At 63.5% G+C, this 18,721-nt stretch carries 14 protein-coding genes and 1 tRNA gene; 10 read left to right on the top strand and 5 right to left on the bottom strand.

Annotated elements, in window-relative coordinates; genetic code table 11:
• The first annotated feature begins 68 nt into the window (after positions 1-68).
• The 5 genes from IQ24_RS08430 to IQ24_RS20225 all read left to right on the top strand — a co-directional run bounded on the left by IQ24_RS08430 (position 69) and on the right by IQ24_RS20225 (position 4,633).
• Positions 69-1,142, top strand: coding sequence for an ABC transporter substrate-binding protein (locus tag IQ24_RS08430; RefSeq protein ID WP_145397455.1), 1,074 nt, complete (start codon positions 69-71; stop codon positions 1,140-1,142).
• Positions 1,143-1,346: 204 nt separating this feature from the next.
• The gene (locus IQ24_RS08435) at positions 1,347-2,285 is read left to right on the top strand and encodes a Bug family tripartite tricarboxylate transporter substrate binding protein (RefSeq protein ID WP_145397456.1); all 939 of its coding nucleotides are present in this window, start codon (positions 1,347-1,349) and stop codon (positions 2,283-2,285) included.
• Positions 2,282-2,776 carry a tripartite tricarboxylate transporter TctB family protein gene (locus IQ24_RS08440; protein ID WP_145397458.1) on the top strand — a complete coding sequence of 165 codons (495 nt, stop codon included), beginning with the start codon at positions 2,282-2,284 and terminating at the stop codon, positions 2,774-2,776. Before IQ24_RS08435 ends, IQ24_RS08440 begins: the two co-directional genes overlap by 4 nt.
• Before the next feature lie 3 nt (positions 2,777-2,779).
• Positions 2,780-4,297: a tripartite tricarboxylate transporter permease gene (locus IQ24_RS08445; RefSeq protein WP_145397460.1), complete on the top strand. Its 1,518-nt coding sequence runs from the start codon at positions 2,780-2,782 to the stop codon at positions 4,295-4,297.
• 180 nt (positions 4,298-4,477) lie between these two features.
• On the top strand, positions 4,478-4,633 hold the full coding sequence (locus IQ24_RS20225; RefSeq protein ID WP_199756522.1) for a hypothetical protein: 156 nt from the start codon (positions 4,478-4,480) through the stop codon (positions 4,631-4,633).
• A 103-nt stretch (positions 4,634-4,736) separates the two neighbouring features.
• Here IQ24_RS20225 and IQ24_RS08450 read toward each other — a convergent pair whose 3' ends face one another.
• Positions 4,737-6,773 (bottom strand): TonB-dependent receptor domain-containing protein, encoded by a 2,037-nt coding sequence (locus tag IQ24_RS08450; protein WP_145397462.1) that lies wholly within the window; start codon positions 6,771-6,773, stop codon positions 4,737-4,739.
• A gap of 150 nt (positions 6,774-6,923) precedes the next feature.
• On the opposite strand from IQ24_RS08450, the gene IQ24_RS08455 reads away from it, so the two are divergent.
• Genes IQ24_RS08455 through IQ24_RS08470 form a run of 4 tightly spaced genes read left to right on the top strand, consistent with a single transcriptional unit; the run spans position 6,924 to position 10,685 of the window.
• The gene (locus tag IQ24_RS08455) at positions 6,924-7,964 is read left to right on the top strand and encodes a hemin-degrading factor (RefSeq protein ID WP_145397464.1); all 1,041 of its coding nucleotides are present in this window, start codon (positions 6,924-6,926) and stop codon (positions 7,962-7,964) included.
• Complete coding sequence (locus IQ24_RS08460) at positions 7,961-8,839, top strand: heme/hemin ABC transporter substrate-binding protein (RefSeq protein WP_145397466.1); 879 nt, start codon at positions 7,961-7,963, stop codon at positions 8,837-8,839. Before IQ24_RS08455 ends, IQ24_RS08460 begins: the two co-directional genes overlap by 4 nt.
• Positions 8,839-9,912: a FecCD family ABC transporter permease gene (locus IQ24_RS08465; RefSeq protein WP_145397467.1), complete on the top strand. Its 1,074-nt coding sequence runs from the start codon at positions 8,839-8,841 to the stop codon at positions 9,910-9,912. Before IQ24_RS08460 ends, IQ24_RS08465 begins: the two co-directional genes overlap by 1 nt.
• Positions 9,909-10,685: a heme ABC transporter ATP-binding protein gene (locus tag IQ24_RS08470; protein WP_145397469.1), complete on the top strand. Its 777-nt coding sequence runs from the start codon at positions 9,909-9,911 to the stop codon at positions 10,683-10,685. Before IQ24_RS08465 ends, IQ24_RS08470 begins: the two co-directional genes overlap by 4 nt.
• Here IQ24_RS08470 and IQ24_RS08475 read toward each other — a convergent pair.
• The 3 genes from IQ24_RS08475 to IQ24_RS08485 all read right to left on the bottom strand — a co-directional run bounded on the left by IQ24_RS08475 (position 10,667) and on the right by IQ24_RS08485 (position 13,401).
• A complete protein-coding gene (locus tag IQ24_RS08475; protein ID WP_145397471.1) occupies positions 10,667-11,443 on the bottom strand; it encodes an N-formylglutamate amidohydrolase in 777 nt (258 codons plus the stop codon). The two genes, IQ24_RS08470 and IQ24_RS08475, sit on opposite strands and share 19 nt — an antisense overlap.
• Positions 11,440-12,240, bottom strand: a complete 801-nt coding sequence (locus tag IQ24_RS08480; protein WP_145397473.1) for an alpha/beta fold hydrolase — start codon at positions 12,238-12,240, stop codon at positions 11,440-11,442. The genes IQ24_RS08475 and IQ24_RS08480 overlap by 4 nt, the downstream gene beginning before the upstream one ends.
• A 105-nt stretch (positions 12,241-12,345) precedes the next feature.
• Positions 12,346-13,401, bottom strand: coding sequence for a DUF475 domain-containing protein (locus tag IQ24_RS08485; RefSeq protein ID WP_242008013.1), 1,056 nt, complete (start codon positions 13,399-13,401; stop codon positions 12,346-12,348).
• Positions 13,402-13,821: 420 nt separating this feature from the next.
• Here IQ24_RS08485 and IQ24_RS08490 point away from each other — a divergent pair.
• Positions 13,822-13,898: transfer RNA gene (locus tag IQ24_RS08490), tRNA-Pro, on the top strand.
• Positions 13,899-14,311: 413 nt separating this feature from the next.
• On the opposite strand, the gene IQ24_RS08495 is transcribed toward IQ24_RS08490, so the two are convergent.
• A complete protein-coding gene (locus IQ24_RS08495; protein ID WP_145397477.1) occupies positions 14,312-18,634 on the bottom strand; it encodes an NACHT domain-containing protein in 4,323 nt (1,440 codons plus the stop codon).
• Positions 18,635-18,721 lie beyond the last annotated feature (87 nt).

Consider the following 18,721-nt stretch of genomic DNA (forward strand, 5'->3'; position numbering starts at 1 on the left):
TTTTTCCGGCGATTCTAACCACAGAGGCCGGACTTGTGAACACAAGGGACGTCAGGCAATCTGCGCCGATGCGTGCGATCCCCGTGCTTCTTTTTCTGGCAGGTTTCCTTGCAGCCCCGGCCCTTGCCGAGGATGGGCCGGTCACGCGCTTTCCCGCGCCCGAGGGGCAAGCGCGGGAGCTGGTCGTCTATTCGACGCTGGACACCGATCTGGCGGCCCCGCTGATCCACGCCTATCAGGCCCGTCATCCCGGCACTGCCGTGCTTTATGAGGATCTGCTGACCGGAGAGCTGCATGACCGAGTTGCGCGCGAAAGCCGCGAAGGCGGGGTGACGGCGGATTTCACCTTCTCTTCGGCCATGGATCTGCAGGTCAAGCTGGCCAATGACGGGCTGGCGCGGCCTGTCGTGACCGCCGAGACCGAGAACTGGCCGCAATGGGCGAACTGGCGCGACACGGCCTATGCGCTGACCTATGAACCGGCGGTCTTTGCCTATCACATCCCCAGCTTCCGGGGCCGGACGCCGCCCGCGACCCGGGCCGAGCTGATGGACTGGCTGGCGACCGACCCGCAGGCCAAAGGCCGTATCGGGACCTATGACATTTCGCGCTCGGGCGTGGGCTATCTGTTCCTTGCCCGCGATCAGGAGCTGTTTCCCAAGATCTGGCAGATCATCGCGGCCATGGGCCGGGCCGGGGTCCAGCAATTCCCGACCTCGGGCGATCTGCTGGACCGGATCGGCGACGGGCGGCTGGCGCTTGGCTATAACCTGCTGGGCTCCTATGCGGCCGAGGCGGCGCGGCGCAATCCCGACATCGGGCTGATCCTGCCGAAGGATTTCACTGTCGTCGTCTCACGCGTGGCGGTGGTGCCGGAAAAGGCGGCCTCGCCCGATCTGGGGGCCGAGTTTCTAGACTATCTGATGTCGAACGAAGGCCAGACGCTTCTGTCCGAGACGCTGCGGCTGCCCGCCGTCGGGCTTGAGGTGCAGGGTGGGCCGGGGCCCGTGGGCGGGATGCAGGATCTCAGCGGGCTGCGTCTGAAGCCCGTGCCGGTCAGCCCGGGGCTGCTGGCCTATCTGGATCAGGCCACGCGCAAGCGGCTGATCGACCGCTGGAACCGGACGCTGGCGGGGGAATAGCGCCCCTACACGCCTAGGGTGCAATTTTCCGAAATTCTGCGCCGCATGTCAGGTCGATGACAGCTTTCTGTGTTCACACTTCCTTCAGGGAGCGGCCTGCGCCGCGCCCATCCGCCTGTCACCCTGGGAGAGGTGGCGGGCCATCGCAAAAAGAACCGAAGACAGAGACCAGGGCAGAACCGGCCCGGTCCGACAGGAGGAACCATGAAGAATTTCGTTCTGGCAGGCCTGCTTGCAGGTGCCATGGCGCTGCCCGCCTCGGCCTATACGATCATTGCGCCTGCCAACCCCGGCGGCGGCTGGGACCAGACCGCACGCACCATGCAGACCGTGCTGCAGGAAGAGGGCATCAGCCCCGGCACGCAGGTCCAGAACGTCCCCGGCGCCGGTGGCACCATCGGACTGGCGCAATTCGCCGCCCAGAATTCGGGCAAGGATGATGCGCTGATCGTCGGCGGCTATGTGATGGTGGGCGCGATCCTGACCAACAACTCGCCCGTATCGCTGAAGGACGTGACGCCGATCGCACGCCTGACCGGCGAATATGAGGCCATCGTCGTCCCGGCCGCCTCGCCGATCCAGAACATGGGTGAGCTGGTCGAGAAGCTGAAAGCCGATCCGGGCGCGGTCAGCTGGGCGGGCGGCTCGGCCGGGGGCACCGACCATATCGCCGTGGGCCTGATCGCCAAGGCGGCGGGCGTCGACCCGACCAAGATCAACTACATCGCCTATTCGGGCGGCGGCGAGGCGCTGGCCGCGATCCTGGGCAATCAGGTGACCGCCGGGATCTCGTCCTTGGGTGAATTCGAGGCGCAGGTTCAGGCGGGCACGCTGCGCCTGCTGGCCGTGTCCTCGCCCGAGCGGATCGAGGGCGTCGATGCGCCGACGCTGAAGGAAGCGGGCGTCGATGTCGAGCTGCAGAACTGGCGCATGGTCGCGGCAGGCCCGAACCTTTCGCCCGAACAGAAGGCCAAGGTCACCGCCGACGTTGAAAAGATGGTGAAATCAGCCAACTGGCAGGAGCAGCTGAAAACCAAGGGCTGGATGGACACCTATCTGGCGGGCGATGAGTTCGACAAGCAGCTTGAGGCCGACACCGCCGCCACGGCGACCGTCCTCAAGGACATTGGCCTGGTGAAATGACGGATCATTCCGAACAGAACCATCGCCGCCCGGATGTGGCGGCGATGGTCATCGCAGCCGGTCTGGCGGTGATCGGAGGCGTGATGCTGTGGGACAGCGCACGCCTGGCCGATCTGGGCGGCTATTCCGGCATCGGCCCGGCAAGCGCGCCGCGGGTGATCGGTGGCGGCATCATCCTGCTGGCCATCTGGACCGCGTTCGAGGCCTTTCGCGGCGACTTCCCGGAGCGGCCGAAACAGGACCTCGGCCCGGTCTTCTGGATCATCGCCGGGCTCGCGCTGCAGATGATGCTGCTGAATTACGCCGGGTTCTCGATTGCCACGGGGATCATGTTCGCGCTGACCGCGCGGGCCTTCGGCAAGCGCAATCTGGCGCTGACGGTCCCGGTGGGGATCGCGATCTCATTCGTGGTCTGGTTCATCTTCACGCAGTATCTGATGCTGCATCTGCCAGCCGGGCCGCTGGAACATCTGTTCGTCAAGGGGGCCTGAGACATGGGTGCATTCGATCTTCTGATGAATGGCCTTGTGACGGCCGCAGACCCGATGCTGCTGCTTTACGCGCTGATCGGCGTCACGCTGGGCACGGCAGTGGGCGTGCTGCCGGGCATCGGCCCGGCGCTGACCGTGGCGCTGCTGCTTCCGGTCACCTTCCGCATGGACCCCGCCGGATCGCTGATCATGTTCGCGGGCATCTATTACGGCGGTATGTACGGGGGATCGACCACCTCGATCCTGCTGAATACGCCCGGAGAAAGTGCGTCGATCATCACCGCGCTTGAGGGCAACAAGATGGCCCGGAAGGGCAGGGGTGGTCCGGCGCTTGCGACCGCCGCCATCGGCTCATTCATCGCCGGGTTGATCGCGACCTTGCTGCTGGCCTTCTTTGCGCCCTTCATCGTCAAGAAGGCGTTGGCCTTCGGCTCGCCCGAGTATTTCGCGCTGATGATGCTGGCCTTCGTCACCGTCTCGGCCGCCTTCGGGGATTCGACGCTTCGGGGCCTGACCTCGCTGTTTCTGGGGCTGGCGCTTGGCTGCATCGGCATCGACCAGCTGACCGGGCAGACGCGTCTGGCCTTCGGTCAGGCCGAACTGCTGGACGGGATCGAGGTCACCACGCTGGCCGTCGCGATGTTCGCCCTGGGCGAGGCGTTGGCCGTCGCCGGAACCCGCAACAAGGCCGAGGAAAAGGTCGAGGCCGTCAAAGGCTCGGTCTGGATGACGCGGCAGGATTGGGCGCGGTCGTGGAAACCCTGGCTGCGCGGGACGCTGATCGGCTTTCCCATCGGCGCAATGCCCGCAGGCGGGGCCGAGATCGGCACCTTCCTCAGCTATTCCGCCGAAAAGAAGCTGTCGAAGCACCCTGAAGAATTCGGCCATGGCGCGATTGAGGGCGTCGCCGGACCCGAGGCCGCCAACAACGCCTCGGCGGCGGGAACGCTGGTGCCGCTTCTGACGCTGGGCCTGCCGACCTCGGCTACGGCGGCGATCATGCTGGCAGGCTTCATGCAGTTCGGTCTGCAACCGGGGCCGCTGCTCTTTGCCACCAACCCGGGGTTGGTCTGGAGCCTGATCGCCTCGCTTCTGATCGCGAACTTCATGCTGCTGGTGCTGAACCTGCCGCTGATCGGGCTGTGGGTGCGGCTGCTGACCATTCCGAAGCCCTGGCTTTACGCGGGCATCCTGCTGTTTGCGACGCTGGGCACCATCGGCGCCAACCCCTCGACCTTCGAGCTGGGGATGCTGCTGGGCTTTGGCATTCTGGGCTATGTGATGCGCCTGTTTGGCTATCCGATTGCCCCGATTGTCGTCGGCCTGATCCTGGGCCCGCTGGCCGAGATCCACCTGCGCCGCGCGCTGTCGATCTCGCAGGGGGACTGGACGGTGCTCTTCCATTCCTACCTCAGCATCGGCCTGCTGACGGCGGCTGCGCTGGCGCTGATCGTACCGGTCATCCTGCGCGCCCGTGGCAAGGGCCAGGTGCTGTCGCAACTGGCAGGGGACGAGGACTGAGACTGTCACGGCAGGACCCGCGCGCTTGCGGGTCCTGCCATTTCCGACCCGAAACGACCTTAGACTTTTGGGTCTGCGACATGCGGTCGCATGGGGTCAGATATGCGCCGGACGGCATTGCGAAAGGGCGGGGCGAGGACCATCTGTTGGGGGTAACAACCAGCATAAAGGCCTAGAACAATGTCCCGCTTCGTCAGTGTCCTCCGTGAATTGGTTGCCGACTTTTCGGCGGCCTCGCATGCTGCGGCTGCGGTCCGGCGGCACCAGATGCCCTCGGACGCCACGCTGCGCCAACTGGGCATTTCGCCGCGCGATATGGCCACCATCCGGCTTTGACCGGAGTTGAATAAGCTGGCGGCCTCCTCCCTATAGCCGCCGGTCAAGCCGCCGCTCTCTCTCCTCCCTATAAGAGAGCGGCGGCTTTAATTTTTTTCAGGCGTCAGAACGCGCGCGACACCGAAAGCTTGAAGTTCCGCCCCGGAGCGGGGCCGGTCAGCCAGGTGGCGGGCGTATAGTCGCGGTTGGTGACGTTATCGACGCCCAGATGCACGGCCACGCCTTCTAGCGCGTCCTGCTGCGGGGTCCAGGTGGCGAAGATGTCATGGACGCCGTAGCCACCGCGACGCGTGCCATCCGGCTTGTCGCGACCCGCAGCCAGCGTGCTGCGCGCGCCCACGCGCCATGCGTCATTCGCCTGCCATGCCGCAGACAGTGACAGGCGGTCGTTGGGCAGGCTGTCCAGCACCTCGCCATCCTGATCCTCGCCATCGACGACCGAAACCGCAGCCCCCAGCAGCAACCCGCCGGTGGCATAGCTCGCCTCCAGCTCGAAGCCCTTCAGATAAGCGCGGTCGATGTTGGTATAGGCCGGGGTCGGCGCCATGCCATTGGTGCGGATGATCATGTCGTCAATATGGTTGCGGAATGCCGTCAGCTTCAGCGCCGCCTCATCATCCGAGGTAAAGACATCGTTCGAGCGGTAAGAGAAGCCCAGCTCGATGTTCTTGCCCTTTTCATCCTTCAGATTGATCGCGGGCGCGCCGCCCATGAAGCCGTCGTAAAGCTCATCCACGGTGGGCATCCGGTTCACGAAAGCCACCGAGCCAAAGACCGCCCAATCATCGTTCAGCTTGTAGATCGCCGAGATCTGCGGCTCGATTGACTCGGACGAGACGCGGTCATCGGAATAGGTGACCGAGGATTTCGGCTCGGTCCGCTGCTTTTCATAGCGCAGGCCCGAGTTGATCGTCAGGCGGTCCCAGCTGACCTCCGACCAGGCGAAGGCCGCGGCCGAGCGGGTCCAGGCCTCGGGGTGCGAGGATGAGGGCACGCTGGAGGTGCGCTCCTGCCGCAGATATTCCGTGCCGACCGTCAGGTGATGGGTATAGCCGTCGCCCGACAGATCCGCGACGTTCTGCGCCTTCAGCTTCCACAGACGATAATCACGTTCCCCCAGCATCGAGGACATGATCGGCTCGGCAGGGTTGCTGCCCTGCTCGATGCGCTTCATCGTGTTGGTGTAGGACAGCGTCACTTCCATATCGACATAGCGATTGTCCGCCGGGTTCCAGCCCCAGGTCAGCTTGGCGGTCTGGTCGCGGGTGGTGATGTCGCCCACGCCCCAGCCGGGGAAGCCGGGGAACAGGCCGACCTGCGCGCCTTCCAGCTGGTTGAAGTCCTGATCGTCCCCCTTGGCCTCCAGATGGTTATAGCTGAAGGCGATATACTGGTCGCCGAAGGTCTTCTTGGCCTTCAGCAGCAGGTTCGGCGTTTCCGAGTTTGACCGCACGCTGACATTGTCATCGGCATCCTTGGTGTCGCCCAGTTTGCGCCATGCGAAGGCTGCGACGCCCTCGAAATCGGCGGTCGGGCGCCAGCCCAAAGCGATGCTGGCCAGGGCCGTGTCGGGGTTCGATTCGTAGCCCAGCTTGGCGCGTCCGCCCCAGGTCTTGCCCTCGGCAATCAGGTCGTCGGCGTCGATCGTCTCCATAGCGATGACGCCGCCAAGCGCGCCCGAGCCATAAAGCGTCGAGGCGCCCGGCCCCCGAAGCACCTCGACCCGCTTCAGGAAGTCAGGCTCAACGAACAGCGAGCCCTGACGGTAGGATTCGTAATATTTCTCTTCGCCGTCGATCATCTGCACGATGCCGGATTCCGAGGCAGCAAGCCCCGCCCCAAAACCGCGAATGTTGAACGCCTGACCGAAGAAACTGCCCGAGCCCACGCCCGCGACGCCCGGCACGGTGTCCAGCACCTGACCGATATGGCCGGGCGCGATGTCGCCCAGCGTCTGGCTGTCGATGACCGAGATGGATTGCGGCACCTCGGAGGCCACTTTCGGGATGCCGGCGCGGATGACGATCCGGTCCAGCACATAGGGCGCGCGGTCCTCGGTCTGGGCGGCGTCCTGCGCATAGGCAAGAATGGGAAGAAGGCAGCAGCTGGCCAGCAGCGCCGCTTTCGAGACATGGTTCATGGCATGTACCCTGAGTCAGCGTGAAAGAATGATCAGGCTGGCGGGTCGCTCGCGTCACTTGATTTCGATAAAATGGCAAAGTAAAATAGTCAACTAACGCGTACCAGCCTTTCGCCAGACACGCATCGAACCGTCACGAAAGAGCCCGAAATGCCACAATATTCCCCCGCCGAGCTGCGCCGGTTGAAGCGCGAATCCAAACAGCGCGCCTTTGATCTGGCCGCCGAACTGGGCGTGTCCGAAGGCGCGCTGGTCGCGGCCGAGGTCGGGCATGGCGCGACGCGCATCGATGCGACGCTGGGCCGCCTGATCCCCGCCGTCGAGACGCTGGGCGAGGTGATGGCGCTGACCCGCAACCGCTCCTGCGTGATCGAAAAGGTCGGCACTTACGGCGAGTTTCATGACGGCGACCATGCCGCGATGACGCTGACCGATGAGATCGACCTGCGGATGTTCCCGCGCTATTTCCGCCATGCCTTCTCGGTCGAGACGGAAAACGATCACGGCATTTCCCGCTCGATCCAGGTGTTCGATGCGACCGGCAGCGCGATCCACAAGGTGCATCTGCGCGCGAATTCGAACCTTGAGGCCTATGAGGCGCTCAAGCGCGATCTGGCGCTGGACGACCAGTCCGATGAGATCGCCTTTGAACCGGCGGCCGAGGTCGAGGGCGCGAAATCCGCGCTGGACCGGGTCGATACGCTGCGCGAGGAATGGGCGCGCATGAGCGACACGCATCAGTTCAACACGCTGGTGCGGCGGCTGAAGATGAACCGACTGGGCGCTTACCGCATCGCAGGCGCGCCCCATGTGCGGCCGCTGGATGTCAGCGCCGTTCAGGCCATGTTCGACCGGATGCTGGCCGATGGCCTGCGCACGATGCTGTTTGTCGGCAATCAGGGCTGTATCGAGATCCACTCGGGTCCGATCCATTCGCTGAATCCCATGGGGCCGTGGATCAATGTCATGGACCCGCGTTTCAACCTGCATCTGCGCGGCGATCACGTGGCTGAGGTCTGGGCCGTCGACAAGCCCACCAAACGCGGTCCGGCGATCTCGGTCGAGGCTTTCGACGCCGAGGGGGCGCTGATCTTCCAGGCCTTCACGCAGCGGGCCGAAAAGGGCGGCGATCCTGACGCCTGGGCGCAGATGGTCGCGGACCTGCCGGTTCTGGCCGAGGCCGCCGAATGAAACGGCTTCTGCTTTCGGTTGCCCTGCTGGCCGGTCCGGCAGCGGCCGCCGAGCCGCATCCCGACGCGACCCGTGTGCTGAGCCTCGGTGGCTCGATCACCGAGATCGTCTATGCTCTGGGCGAAGAGGGGCGTCTGGTCGGGCGCGACATGACCTCCTCCTTCCCGCCCGAGGCGCAGGCCCTGCCGGATGTGGGCTATGTCCGGCAGCTTTCGCCCGAGGGCGTGCTGTCGGTCAAACCCGACCTCATTCTGGCCGAGGACGGCGCAGGCCCACCCGAGACAGTCGAGGTGCTGAAGAACGCCGGGATCGCTTACGAATCCATCGCCTCGGATTGGAGCGATACGGGCATCCGCGACAAGATCGACGCCGTTGCCACCGCTCTGGGCGTGCCCGAAAAAGGACAGGCGCTGGCCGACAAGATCGCGCAGGAGTTCAGCACTGCCGAGACCCGCGCGAAATCGGTGACCGAGCCGCGCAAGGTCATGTTCATCATGTCGCTGCAGGGTGGGCGGATCATGGCCTCGGGGCGGCAGACCTCGGCGAACGGGATCATCCATCTGGCGGGCGCGCAGAACGCTTTCTATGAATTCGAGGGCTACAAGACCGTCACCGATGAGGCCGTGCTGGCCGCCAATCCCGACGTGATCCTGATGATGGACCGCAACGCCCCGCAGGCCAACAAGGCCGCCAACGGCACCGATGACCATGCCGCGCTGCGCGAGCAAGTGCTGGCGATGCCCGCGATCGCCGCGACGCCTGCCGGCAAGAACGGTGCCTTTGTCCAGATGGACGGGCTGTTCCTGCTGGGCTTCGGTCCGCGGACGGGGCAGGCCGCCCTTGCGCTGCATGACGCTGTCTACGGGACCGAGTGATGGTCGCCATCTCGACCGGGCGGATGGTGCGGATTGAGGGCGACCGCTCGGCCCGGGCGCGCGGGCTGGCGGTGCTGCTGGTCGGGCTGCTGATCGCCGTCTCGCTGGCCTCGCTGGGCTGGGGGGCGACGGATACCAGCCTGTCGGGGGTACTGCGCGACCTGCTGTCGGGGCGTCCGATCTCGCAGCAGGACAGCATCGTGATGTTGCAGATCCGACTGCCTCGGCTGGTGACGGGCATTCTGGTGGGCGCGGCGCTGGCGATGTCGGGCGCGATCATGCAGGGCCTGTTTCGTAATCCGTTGGCCGATCCGGGGCTGGTTGGCGTCAGCGCGGGTGCCTCGCTTGGCGCGGTCGCGGCCATCGTTCTGGGCGGTGCGCTGCCCGCGTCCATGGCGGCGGTCTTCGGCTGGTATCTGACGCCGGTCGCGGCCTTTGTCGGAAGCTGGCTCTGCACGATCCTGCTTTACCGCATCGCCACCCGCAGGGGGCGCACCTCGGTCGCGACCATGCTGCTGGCGGGGATCGCGCTGGCGGCGATGATCGGCGCGGTCACGGGCATCATCATCTACAAGGCCAATGACGCGCAGCTGCGCGACCTGACCTTCTGGGGCCTCGGGTCACTGGGTGGGGCAAGCTGGCCCAAGGTGACGGCGGCGGCGCCGGTCATCCTGCTGGCGCTGCTGGCGGGTCCCTGGCTTGCACGCGGGCTGAACGGGCTGGCCTTGGGCGAGGCTGCGGCGGCCCATGTCGGCATCCGCGTGCAGCGTGTCAAGAATGCGGCGATCCTGACGGTCGCGGGCGCGGTCGGGGCCTCGGTCGCGATCTCGGGCGGCATCGGCTTTGTGGGCATCGTCGTGCCGCATCTGCTGCGGCTGGTCTCGGGGCCGGATCATCGCTGGCTGCTGGTGAACTCGGGCCTGCTGGGCGCATCGCTGCTGCTGCTGGCCGATATGATCAGCCGCTCGGTCGTGGCCCCGGCCGAACTCCCCATCGGCATCATCACCGCCGTCATCGGCGGACCGTTCTTCATGTGGGTGCTGCTGCGCAACCGAGGAGTGCTGGACCTGTGAGCGTTATTGCCGAAGACATCCGCATCAGCCTGAGCGGGAAAGAGATCCTGCATGGCGTCGATTTCAGCGCCGTCGCCGGAGAGCTGACGGCCATCGTCGGCCCGAACGGCTCGGGCAAGACCACGCTGCTGCGCGCGCTGACAGCCGATATCGGCTATCGCGGGCGCATTCGGTTGAACGGGGTGGACATCGCGCGCGCCGATATCGCGGCGCTGGCGCGGATGCGCGCCGTGCTGCCGCAGGCCAGCAGCCTGTCCTTCCCCTTCACCGTGGCCGAGATCGTCCGCATCGGGCTGGAAGCGCAGGGCCAGCGCGACGACAACCTGATCCGTCAGGCGCTGCAGCTGGTGGACCTGCCCGGCTTTTCCGGGCGGCTTTATCAGGAGCTGTCGGGGGGTGAGCAGCAGCGCGTGCAACTGGCCCGCGTCCTCTGCCAGGTCTGGCAGCCGGTCGGCCCCGATGGCCCGCGCTGGCTGTTTCTGGATGAGCCGGTCAGCAGTCTGGATATCGGCCACCAGCTGACCATCATGCGTCTGGCGCGCGACTATGCGCGGCGCGGCGGCGGCGTCATCGCGGTCATGCATGACTTGAACCTGACGGCGATGTTTGCCGACCGGCTGTGCATGATGAAGCAGGGCGCGATCCTAGCCGAGGGACGCCCGCAGACCGTCCTGACCGATGAGACCCTGACTGCCGCCTATGGCTGCGCGCTGCGGGTCAATGTCGTGCCGCAGGCGGGGCCGTGGTTGCTGCCTCAGGGGGCAGGGGCCTGAGCACTGGCGGCGGCGCTGCGCACGGTGCGGGCGATCAGCTCTGACCAGTGCCGGATCGCCTCTGCGCCTGCGGTCAGGTCATTGCGGATCTCGAACTCGACGCAAGGAATGCCGCGCTTTTCGCCGTGAACGGGGATGGTGTAGTCGCCCTCATCGCTCATGGCATAGGGCTGGTTGTCACCCACCGTATGATCCGAGTGGCGGCGCAGATAGTCCAGCGCCGCCGGGGCGAATTGCCGGTCACGATTGTAAAGGACGCCAACCTCCCACGGGCGGGGCACGCCTTTATAGACCGGCGTGAAGCTGTGGATCGTCACCAGAAAAGTGGGTTTGCCTGCCTCCCGGCGCGCATCCAGCGCGGCCGAGACCGCATCGTGAAACGGCGACCAGACGGCCTGCCTGCGCACCTCAAGCTGGGCAGGCGTCAGCCCCGCATTGCCGGGGATCGAGGTCAGCTCGCTAAGATCCGGCGCAAAGCCCGGCACGTCCGGACGCCGGTTGCAGTCGCAGACAAGGCGCGAATATCGCTGCATGTATAGCGGCGCGTCCAGCGCTTCGGCCAGCGCCACCGCGATCTCTCTTGCGCCGATGTCCCATGCGATGTGGCGGGTCAGCTCGGACGTGGGCAGGCCCAGAGAGCCAAGGCTGCGCGGGATCAGCCGCCCGGCATGTTCGCAGACCAGCAGAAAGGGCGAGGCCCCGTCGGGGTTTACGCAATCCAGCGGATGCGGCTCATCATCGGCGATCAGCCCGGTCACGGCTGGCCCCCGGCATCGGGAAGCAGGCCAAGGAAAGCCGCGACCTCATCCAGCAGCAGCGCCTCATTGTCGCGATGGGGGACATGGCCGACGCCGGTCAGGATCTTCATGCGGCCCTGTGGGGCACGGGCGATCCGCGCCGCATTCTCGACCGAGCCATATTCGTCAAGCTCACCATGCAGGGCCAGCGTGGGGCAGGGGACGCGGGCGATGGTCTGGGTCAGGGTCCAGTCGGCAAAGGCCTCGGAGAGCCAGTTCTCGGTCCAGGCATCGACGACCCAGCGGGATTTCTCGCCGTGATAGCGATGCAGGCGGCCCAGAGCCTCGGGGTCGCTGAACGTGTCTTTGGCTTCCTGCACCCCGGCCTTGGTCTTTGGCTCATTGACCGCCTGCGCGGCAATGGTGATCAGCGCGATGCAGCGTTCGGGTTCCTGCGCGGCGATCTCGACCGCCATGCCGCCGCCGACGCTGTGGCCGCAGGCGATGAAATGCGTAAGCCCCAGATGCCGGCAGATCAGCGGGACGGCGCCGCGCGCCTCCTCGGCCACGAAATCGGGGCCGGGCAGGGCGTCACGCGGGTCCGAGCGGCCAAAGCCCAGCCGGTCATAGGCGATGACGCTGCGCCCGGTGCGGAGCGCCAGATGGGCGGGAAAGCTGCGCCACAGCTCGACCGAGCCCAGCGAGTCATGCATCAGCAGGATCGGCGCGCGATCCCCCGGCATCGGCCAGAGGCGCAGGAACAGGCGGCCATCGGGCGTCTGCAGATATTCGTCGCGGGGGTCGGGTGTCTTGGTCATATCCGTCGATCTGATCGGGAGCGGCCAAGTCTTGTGCGCGGGCGCGGGATTGTCCAGACGCCGGGCCGAAAAAGGGCCGCCGGATCGCGGCGGCCCCCGAATGGGTCAGTGATGCGTCGGGCTTTCGCCCGGATGGCGACGGTTCCAGCGGATCGACGACCAAAGCGAGATGCCGATCAGGCCCGCGCCGCCAAGGCCGGTGATGACCTCGGGGATATGCGTCAGCGTCTGCACATACATGATCACCGACAGGATCAGGATGGCGTAGAAGGCCCCGTGCTCCAGATAGCGGTACTGGGTCAGCGTGCCTTTCTCGACCAGCATGATGGTCATCGAGCGGACATACATCGCCCCGATGCCAAGGCCGATGGCGATGATGAACAGGTTCTGCGTCAGCGCGAAAGCCCCGATCACCCCGTCGAACGAGAAGCTGGCGTCCAGCACCTCAAGATAGAGGAACGCCCCCAGGCCGCCCTTGGCCGCGCCTTCCATCAGCTGCTGGCTGCGGTCCAGAACGCCGCCCAGCACCTCGACCAGCAGGAAGGTCAGCAGCCCCCAGATGGCCGAGTGGAAGAAGATGTTGGACTGCGCAGTGCCCAGCCTGCTTTCGATGACCTTCGAGAAGACCAGCATGACGCAGAGGACGAAGGCGATCTCGATTCCCTTGACCGAGGAATATTGCGAGGCCTTTTCCTCGACCCAGCGGACCCAGTGGATGTCCTTCTCATTGTTGAAGAAGAACGAGAGGCCCACCATCATCAGGAAGGTGCCGCCGAAGGCCGCGATGGGCAGGTGGGCGTCATGCATGATCTCGGCGTAGCGTTCCGGCTCTGATGCGGCCATGACCATGGCGGTCCAGGGGCCGACATTGGCGGCGACGACGACGATCAGCAGCGGGAAGACGATCCGCATGCCGAAGACCGCGATCAGGATGCCCCAGGTCAGGAAGCGGCGCTGCCAGAGCGGCGTCATGTCCTTGAGCTTGTTGGCGTTGACGATGGCGTTGTCGAAGCTGAGCGAGATCTCAAGCACGGCCAGCACGACGCAGATGAAGAAGATCGTCAGCGTGCCGCCCACGGTGCCGGTCATCTGCCAGCCAAGGGCAGCGCCAAGCGCGAGGCCCAGAATCGTGACGATGAAAGCCCATTTGAAATAGTGCATCAGCGAATGCGTCCCTGCATTGCCGATGGAAGGATTGGTTCCGTTCCCCATTTTGAAAGGTCCAGGCGGCTGGTCAAAATTCGGTCGCCGACATCACGGATGTGCCGCCACATCCGCCAGAGGGGCCCGGCCGGCCGGTGGTGTGCTCGCGAAAACGCGAGCTGCGCGAAATTGTCGCAATTCGGGGCGAAAATCAAGTTCGGAATATGGGGAGGTGCGGTGGGTTGCCGGTTTGAGGAGGCCGTGCTGCAGGGGTGCCTAGAGAACTGGACTACGTCTACGCGCTGGCCCCGATGCTTCGGGGCAGGTCAAGCTTGCCGCTGCTTACTGCGCTCTGACCGATCCCGGCTAAATCTGCTTCCCCGGAGACGAATTGCGCTTGCAATTCCCCCGCCCCCGGTTTACCTGCCCCTCCACGGTCGGAGCGTAGCGCAGCCTGGTAGCGCACCTGCTTCGGGAGCAGGGGGTCGGAGGTTCGAATCCTCTCGCTCCGACCAGATTTCCCGTGGAAAGAGGCAGAAAGAGCTGCCTTTTTGATCATAAGAATTGCCTCTCCCAGCCATTAATCTCTCGTCAACGCACTGATTTCGTGTGATTAAAGGTGCTTGGGAGTGATCCCGCCGCTAATAGTGATGGTCGGTCACGATGAGAGCCTTCGGATTCGCCTTTCCCTCAAACGCCGGACAGCGGAGCTCAGATCGCTACCGGAAAAGTGTCGCGACACCCAAGATGAGTGCCTCCTGTGACTGCTATGCCGGACGCTGCTGCGCACGCCTTGCATCTTAGACACCATGTTGCGCGACCCGGATCGACGCGTTGGGCGGGGAGCGGACCTTAGCTGCGTGTGCGAACACACAAGCCCAGCGACAAAAATGCGGTCGTTCCCGAAGAACTCAGGCCAATGCGTGGTTCAGGTATTCGATCTATGCCCACGACGTACGAGATCGATGACAACGATCTTGACCTCTTCAACGGCTGGCCAATCATGGGCGATCGAGTGCCAGTATTCTTGTAAGGCTTCTTCGAGTCCCTCGAGTTCAACTAAGCGACCCTCAACTTGCCACCTGCGTTCAGGTGCGCGTCCTTGCCACACCAGAAGCATGACACCGCGGCCTCCGCCTTCATCTCGGAGGTAGTCTCCCGCGAGTTGGTTCCGGAGACGCTCGCATAGGTCTGGTCCTGACCAACCATTGTCGAGTAGCTTCAATTCGATTGGGACTGATGTGAGGCCCGGCCTCTGGATCCAGATGTCGGGTCGCTGCGCATTCGGCATCTCGTTTTCCTGCGCGCAGCTGTATCGACCATTCGCCAGATCATTTAAGCGGCCGGTTATGAGATTTCTCATCTCTGTTTCGGCCTCCACACGCTGCCATGTCCGGCTCGGACTGTCGTCGCCGTCTTCCAACCACGACCGAATATCGGTCACCCGCTGAATGACGATTGAAAAAAGTTGAGCGTTCGTTGCTGGCGTCATCAACTGATCAGTATCGAACTCGCGCAACTGGCCGTCCGACCAATCCTCGATGTCGCCGTCCTTCTCGGCACGTTCGGACGCCAAATGGAGCATCCAGGCGCGAGAGGACTCGTTCGGATGGTCCTCGGCTAACTCCCTTAGGGCGAGGTATGTCTCCTTTCCGGGGATATCGCAGAGCGCTTTGAATATGCCGTCGCGCGCATCCTGAGCGTCGTCGCGCAGGCCCGGCGAGTAAACGCCGTGTCCAGCCCGATTGATGTCCGTCTCTGCCGTGATGTGTTGGTGCATGAGCACATATAGTCGCTTGAGGTGAGCCGGTGTCCGATGACTTTCGAATCCCGTCCCGAGGTTTTCGCTGCGGCGACTTCCAAGCAACTCGGTGATGAAATGCTGAGCTGCCGTGGAGGCCTCTGCGGCGGGCAGTGAACCGAGCCACCCTTCCATATGCGCGATTGCCTCGTCAGCGTCGATGTCGACCCAAAGCGCGAACCATTTAGCGTGCTCCGCGACTGAAGACCGCACCTCCAACTTTGCGCGCGCGAGAGCAGTAAGCCGAGTGCTATCAGCTGTGCTGTTGGCAATGAAGATCGCCTTGCGAAGCACATCTGCGTCGCGTGCGTTGTTAGCCTCCAGCCAATCAATGACCCACTCCGCAATATCCGCGTGCAGCCACGGCGCGTAGTACACGATATTATGGAGCACGTAGGACCGGTGCGCAATCTGGCGTTCGAGATCCCAAGCAAGTTCCCGGAGCATCGCGTCGGCAACGATCTCAGGGCGATCACGATAGGCTTTTTCCAGCCAGGTCGGGAACCCGTTCAGTTCCCATGGCACATAGCGCATAGCGAGACGTAGCTCCTCGTCACTTAGTTGTGCCGGGAACTCAGCGACCAAGCCAGCTTCCATCTCAAGGCCCGCGAGACCGAAGATAAGGTTGCTCGGAACTGTGGTTGTATCTTGCCCTTCGGAGGCGAGCGCAGGGCTGTAGTGGCGCCAGTGGTCAATGGCGGCATCTCGGTATTCTATGGCAACGTTTTCACTGAATGTCTCGGTGAGGCTACTCCAATTGTCACCTCGCCACCGGTTGCTTTCGGCATTCTGGGCAGATTCCATCAGATACAACTGATTGTACGTCATTTGGCCGGGATCGACGTCTTTCGGGCGTCGAACGAGGTTCGGGTTGGCCTTGAGTTCCTCAATCCAACGACGACGACGCTCAGCGGCTACAGCACTTTTTCTCTCACGTCTCTGCCGGGCCTTAGCAAAACGCTCGTCCATGGCCCGCTGCTGTTTCGTGGGCTTCCAGTTTACCAGGCTTTCAAGGTGTTCTGCCAAGGATGGGTTGCCTTCGACGAGGCTCCGCAGCCGACCCAGGGCCTCGTCTGGGAGTTCAAAGTCTTTGACCAAGCGGAAGGCAAGCGTGACCGCAACGAGCTTATCGTCATCGTGCTCGCGATTCAGGACAAATGACAGCACGCGATCGAAATCGGCATCCCTGTACCGGCAATAATCATAATGCAACGCCCGGAACGGATCGGTCAGGCGCGCCCCCCCGGTCTCCTCGCGTCGTGTCCGTTCGGCAGAAATCGCGGACCAGAAGACGGCATCGTTGAGATCGGGCCAGTCTGGCACCGCCTCCTGAAGGCGCTTGGCATGTTCACTTAGATCGTCATCATGCCAGAAGAGAGCCGAGGCAACCTTGTGCAGGATGGCGACAGTGCTCTCATCGAGCGCGTGTGGAGATCGCGCGCCGACAAGTCGCTCGACGCCATGAGCCGCCGCGCTGAGAAGCCAGTTCTGTTCTCGCGAAATACGTTCACCTCCGCCATCAAGGTGAGGTCCCCGTGAGAGGATCTCGTTCAATGCCTCGATCAACCTTGCCAGGTCATGCTGGTCGTCAGAGTGCTCGAGGTCGAAACCGTCCAGAAACCGATGAATGGCACTGGACAACCCGGTCGTCTGAAAGCGCTCGTACGGTGTCAGCCGCTCGATCATCGCAAGGAGTCGATTGATGGAGGCGCGATCGGGCGATGCGTGGCTTGTGATCTCCGCGGCGAGGTGCCGATCCACAGGATTCTCGTCCGCGACAATTTGGTCCCAGACAGCGTCGAAATCTTCTCTCGTTCCGGCCGTCGCAACGGCTCTTAGCGCCGCAATCCGTGCGTAGCGACCTCTACCGCCGTCGACGGCGATATAGGCCATCGGTTTGACGCAAGCCGTCATTTTGCCCTGCCAAGCCAGTCTTCCAAGGAAAAACAGTGCGGAGTCGTTATCACGATGCTCATCCGTCAACCGCAGGACATCATCAGAGAGGTCGCCTTCGGCGATCCGCGCGATGGCGTCATTGTCGCTCGCCGAATGAGGGCCGACGTCGTCGGCAATTCTGGCGACGATTTCATGAAGGAGCTGCCGCCTCTCTTCCAGCGGAAGTCGAGAGGGATCTCCGCCTTCCGCGATAATTTCGGGACTGAGGGCAACCGCCCTCCGGCGGATATTTTCATCGAGGAGGATCAGCCATGGCAGCACTGAACGCAGGCGCGGCGCGATGAAAGTGTGGCCGTATTTCTCGCGGAAGATCAGGCTTTCAATTGACCGCCGAGAATTTCCCGTTCGCAGCAGCTCGGCCAACCATTCCGCTGCCAACAATTCTCGTACCTCGCGGTGACGAAAGCGAACCTTGCCGTAGATAACATCGTCGAATATTCCGCGCTCGAGGAGAGCGTGGACTTCATCAGGTTGCCAGACGCCGAGAACCGCAGCGGCGTCGACGCCGTCTCGGAGAGGTCGTTCGTCCGGTACTCGTATTCCGGACTTGCCCGAGAGAATGACCGCCGCAGCCAGATGTCTCGCGCCTGCGCGAGCTTTTTCGTGATTTAGTGGCTGTTGCCTATCCCGGTCGGGATTGATCTCCGAAAGCCGCTTGTCGATCCCGAAGCACAGGAAATCAAAACGGCTACCGAGTTCGCCGTCCTGTTTCCATTTCTCGATGATGCTTTCGAGATCGAAGGGCCGCGCCGCAACCGCAAAGAGATTTCGTCTCTGGATGTTTTCGACCAGCACATCCGCATCGGCAACGCCGCGCGCTTCAGCAAAGACGCGGATATCGGTTTCCGTAAGGTCATTTAGAACGTAGACGCGCAACCCGCCTTTCGCTTCCGGTGTCTCCTTGACCTGCTCAAGCCCCTCCTCAATGAGCTCGTCGACGTCGACCGCCTCCACGACCTTGGTCTGCTGCCTTGAATGGGGCAGGTGCTTTTGTACCATCACGCGATCGGTGTGGCTCCGCCAAGCGTATGGGCGACTGGATATCACGATTTGCGCTCGATGCTGCGCAACTTTTATTTTGCGGGCAAAGCGGCGGATCGCCTTCTCGAACATGCGCGGGTCGTCGAGGCGGGCCTCGTCGATGGAGTCGAGATAGAACCACGCTTCGTCAGACGATGACAGCCAAGCCTCAAAGGCCTCTTCATCCCCGACCTCGAATGAGAGCTCGAAGTCTTCGTCAATATCCTCGATGCGAATAAAGAATGCCGCGTCGCCAGCCTCGCGTTTTTCTTCTGCACGGCGCTTCATCTCATGCGTTTTGCCGATCCCGGCTCCGGCGAGGATCACCGCTCGCTGGCTGTTCTCGACGCCCGCCCAATCGATTGGCCCTCGCCCTTCGACAAAAGACTGGATCTCGTGGTCCTCCGCATCTTTGTCCGTCGCGTGAAGGGGTGAAAAAGTTCGGTCGAGATGGACGTGATCACCAACGGTCACAGTTCGCTCCAATTCACGGCAAAATTATTTAGAATGAAATATTTGCACTGGCCGACTGACGATTTCAAGAAACCTGTCCAGAGGTTT

This window comes from Paracoccus sulfuroxidans (assembly GCF_007830335.1).
GTDB classification, from domain to species: Bacteria; Pseudomonadota; Alphaproteobacteria; order Rhodobacterales; family Rhodobacteraceae; genus Paracoccus; species Paracoccus sulfuroxidans.